Here is a 3,820-nt window from a genome sequence, read left to right on the forward strand (position 1 = left end):
CAATCGGCACGCGATATTAAAACATGGCAACAGTATAACGATGTGCTGAAAGCCTTTGCAAAGCTCGGTTTCAAAGTAACCGCCGGTAAAGCGGCACAAAGCGGCTTAAAAAAGACCGCGCCGCAAAATGGCCGTAATGGCGATTGGATTAGCGCACGGCAGGAGTATTACATCCGGGGATTATGGGATTTGGCAAGCAGGGCAAAAGACGAGGCTTCTTTACAAGCGATGCTCCAGCGCATTGCAGGGGTTACGCAGATCGAATGGATCAGCAAAGAAAAGGCTACCAAGGTGATCCTTGCCTTGCGGGACATTGCAAAAAAAGCGGGGTTCAATCCTGACCGTCCGCCCCATCCCCAAAGTGAAGGCGCAAAGCAGTGACCGACAGCATCTATGAAGCGAACGAAACGCTTGAACAGCTGGAATTACTCATCGGTAAGGACAATGCCCGGAAAGTCTTTGAATTTTTTGAAGGCAGTAGCTTTTATTTCCCCAAAAGAATCGGACTTGCCGAGCAGCACCGTCAAATCTTTGCAGAGCTCCGCGCCGGAGCCACCTACGCCGACCTTGCGGAAAAATACCGCTATACCAAGTCCTACATCCGCAAGATAGAACACAAACTAACAGCCGAGCGTCGCGCCCTTTTGAAAGCCGGCATCACCCCGCCTGATGAAACCGCCAGTGCAAGCACCGATCCTGTCAAACTGGACGTGCCGTACTCAAGACCATTTGAACCGGGAGAATTATTTTATGAACACTGATTTGGAAACGGTAAAAAAACGGATTAAAAAGCTTTTGGCGCTGTCAAAAAGCCCGAATGAAAACGAGGCAATGGCAGCATTACAAAAAGCGCAGGAGCTGATGGAAGCATACCGCATAACGGAAGCCGAATGCGTGTATGCGTCGCAGACGGTCAAAGCAACAAAACGGGAATCGGCATGGCGGTCAACGCTTGCGAACACCGTTGCATCGCTGTATGCCTGTGAGGCATTACGCGATGTTTCAAGCAGTCAAATGATTTTTTACGGAGAATCATTCGATGCATTTATGGCAAAAGAGATGTACGGCTATTTAAGTAAAACGATAGACCGGATGGTTAAGCAGAACGTGCGTAAGCGCAATACGCTGAAATACAAAAATCAATACCGCTTCGGGATCGTCTGTCGGTTAGCAATTCGGATATATGAATTGGGGCAGAAAGTATCATGGGCTCCTGAGCGTGAACATAAATTGCTTGCGGTGAAAAAGGCTGCGGAAAACGAATTCGGCATTATAAAGAGGCGTGAACTGAAGACAACCCATAGTGGTAAAGCCTTTAATCGCGGCGTAGCTGACGGCGGCACCGTTTCATTACACCGGCAAGCAACCGCCCGCAACGGCTACTTGGAGGGATAAACAACGTATGAAAACGATTTTTCTAAATGGTAAAAAGCCGCCGTACATGGAAGAAACCGAATACATAAAATTAAGTGTTGGGCAAATATCACATGCGGTGAACAGTCTTAATTATGCCGGAAAGGAAGCCGCTGCGGTCGTTGCCATTATGACGCTTAACGCGCTGGGACTTACCCCAGCGCAAATTACCACGCTTTTAGAAACAGAATAGGGAGGATGAATAAAAGATGATTGTTCTGAAAGGTACTCTGGTAAAGGTTGTACATAGCCGGTATGGAGCATTTACCGCCCGCGTAGGCGAAACCTTTAACACTGAACGGGAAGTATTCTTTCCGCTCATCCTCGAAGATGAGGTCGTCTATGGACACAAGTATGAGTGGAACAAAGGCGATTGTATCAGTTGTAATCGCCAATTTTTACGCGCATTTGAAATACTGGAGGGAAGATAAAATGAAAATAAATAAAGCATGGTGTTTTTTCGAGCAAACCGGAACATTTAAAAACGAATTTATGAAGTTCGGTATACCGGCTGTAGATTGTGATATATTAAATCATTTTAATCAAACAGATTATCAAATAGACTTATTTGATGAAATTCAAAAAGCCTACACGGGAAAAATGTCAATTTTTTATCATATTTCTACTAATGATTTGATTTTTGCATTTTTTCCATGTACTCGATTTTCCTGTCGTGTACAACTAAATGCACGGTGTGAAATGCCGCAATCTCGTAACTGGGATAATTTCAAAAAATTGGATTATTCACGAGACATCGTTAATGGAATAAGCAAGAATTATGATATGTTATGTAAATTATGCATGGTTGCATTATCTTACCGGTTGAGACTTATTGTTGAAAATCCATATACACAGCCGCATTTTTTAACTCAATATTTTCCCTTAAAACCGAACATCATTGACGTAGATCGTACTATGAGAGGAGATGTATATAAAAAGCCAACTAAATATTACTTTATAAATTGCAGTCCTGAACAAAATTTTTGTTTTGAAAATATCAAAAACGAAGTCAAATTGACTGTCGAAAAAGTAATAAGCGATGAAACTATGACACGAGAAGAAATGAGAAACTTTATTTCTCCCATTTATGCAAATAGGTTTATTCGGGAATTTATTTTAGATGAGGAGGCATTAAATGTGTAATTGTATTGAAACTGTTACAAGACTTTTGCAGGAGAAATATGAGGATGATAAATTAATGCTACAAGGTGTTTCGTATAGCATAGATAGTGAGCTACAGCTGCAGCATTTTATGAATGGCTGTTATCATTATCGTAAGCATACTAAGTCAGGTGATTTTTGTAAAAACAAAACAAAAGCAGATATTATTTTTTCCTATTGCCCTTTTTGCGGTAAAAAATATGAGTACGAAAAAATAAAGGGAGGAATCAAATGAAAGAGGTTGTATCTTGTATCCTAAATATATTAGTGACTTGTTTGGTAGCATTTTTACTGAATTTACATTTGGTTGAAAAAAGGCGGTATCGGAAATTAAAGAGCTTGAATACAGAGCTGGACATTCTTTTAAAGATAGCCGAACTTGAAAAACAAAATCCTGAAGTATTTCAATATGTACTGTCTGTTATTAAACAGATGTATGAAAAACTAAAGGAGGAATAAAAGATGATTGTTCTGAAAGGCACACTTGTAAAAGTTGCACATAGCCAATTTTTAAGAGCCTTTGAAATACTGGAGGTGAAAAGCGCAGGGGGAAAAAACTATGTATAACGAAATCCTTAGATTAAAGGATATGCTCACAAAAGCGAATATTCCTTTTTGGTGGAAGCCGAAGCATTTTGACGGATATTTATTAGCATATCCGAAAAAAGATGCTGTTATTTGCTCTGTCATTGAGTTTTCAAATTCTTATGGTTCAAAGGGCGACTTATTGGAAATACAAGGACTTATGACAAAAGAAGAAATGGAACAGCATGATGACGACGTTTTAGGCTATTTAACCGCGGAAAATGTTTTTAACCGAATAAAAAAACATTGGGACGTCTCATCAACGGAAGGGAATAAATAAGATGCAGTTGAACACCATGACAGAAACTCAAGAGAAAATCATGGCAATTACGGGAGCGATGCGGGACTTACTGTTATACAAAAATCAAAAGTATGGAGATTCCGCATTAAACCCGGAACAGATTTTTTACAAAGGCGATGCGGTTAATTCTATTCTGATACGCCTTGACGATAAGCTCGGACGTATTATGGCAAATACTGAAAGCACCCCGCGTATCAATGACGTTGCCGACATCATCGGCTATTGTACATTGCTGCTTATCAGCGTCGGTGCAAAACCGGAAGATATTAAAAAGCTGATGGATTAAAGGAGAAGGTAAATATGCTTTGTTTCCCGCTTAAAAAAGAATGGTTTGAAAAAATAAAGAAAGGCGAAAAGACT

At 40.5% G+C, this 3,820-nt stretch carries 10 protein-coding genes; all 10 read left to right on the top strand.

Going from position 1 to position 3,820, the window contains the following annotated elements; translation table 11 throughout:
* The coding region (locus HGH47_RS11905) for a phage protein GemA/Gp16 family protein (RefSeq protein WP_432912588.1) at positions 1–381 on the top strand (381 nt) is incomplete at its 5' end.
* On the top strand, positions 378–761 hold the full coding sequence (locus HGH47_RS11910; RefSeq protein ID WP_432912591.1) for a Mor transcription activator family protein: 384 nt from the start codon (positions 378–380) through the stop codon (positions 759–761). The genes HGH47_RS11905 and HGH47_RS11910, both read left to right, overlap by 4 nt.
* Positions 751–1,395 carry a DUF2786 domain-containing protein gene (locus HGH47_RS11915; protein ID WP_432912593.1) on the top strand — a complete coding sequence of 215 codons (645 nt, stop codon included), beginning with the start codon at positions 751–753 and terminating at the stop codon, positions 1,393–1,395. The genes HGH47_RS11910 and HGH47_RS11915 overlap by 11 nt, the downstream gene beginning before the upstream one ends.
* Before the next feature lie 7 nt (positions 1,396–1,402).
* On the top strand, positions 1,403–1,606 hold the full coding sequence (locus tag HGH47_RS11920) for a hypothetical protein (RefSeq protein WP_432912596.1): 204 nt from the start codon (positions 1,403–1,405) through the stop codon (positions 1,604–1,606).
* A gap of 16 nt (positions 1,607–1,622) precedes the next feature.
* A complete protein-coding gene (locus HGH47_RS11925; RefSeq protein WP_432912599.1) occupies positions 1,623–1,844 on the top strand; it encodes a hypothetical protein in 222 nt (73 codons plus the stop codon).
* Between the two features lies 1 nt (position 1,845).
* Entirely contained in the window at positions 1,846–2,556 is a 711-nt protein-coding gene (locus HGH47_RS11930) for a hypothetical protein (protein WP_432912602.1), read from the top strand.
* On the top strand, positions 2,549–2,809 hold the full coding sequence (locus HGH47_RS11935; protein WP_432912605.1) for a hypothetical protein: 261 nt from the start codon (positions 2,549–2,551) through the stop codon (positions 2,807–2,809). The genes HGH47_RS11930 and HGH47_RS11935 overlap by 8 nt, the downstream gene beginning before the upstream one ends.
* Positions 2,806–3,033, top strand: a complete 228-nt coding sequence (locus HGH47_RS11940) for a hypothetical protein (protein WP_432912607.1) — start codon at positions 2,806–2,808, stop codon at positions 3,031–3,033. The genes HGH47_RS11935 and HGH47_RS11940 overlap by 4 nt, the downstream gene beginning before the upstream one ends.
* A gap of 100 nt (positions 3,034–3,133) precedes the next feature.
* Entirely contained in the window at positions 3,134–3,439 is a 306-nt protein-coding gene (locus HGH47_RS11945; RefSeq protein ID WP_432912610.1) for a hypothetical protein, read from the top strand.
* A 40-nt stretch (positions 3,440–3,479) separates the two neighbouring features.
* Positions 3,480–3,746 (top strand): hypothetical protein, encoded by a 267-nt coding sequence (locus tag HGH47_RS11950; protein WP_432912613.1) that lies wholly within the window; start codon positions 3,480–3,482, stop codon positions 3,744–3,746.
* The last annotated feature ends 74 nt before the right edge of the window (positions 3,747–3,820 follow it).

Origin of the sequence: Treponema sp. OMZ 805, from assembly GCF_050937395.1 — a bacterium.
Lineage (GTDB): Bacteria > Spirochaetota > Spirochaetia > Treponematales > Treponemataceae > Treponema.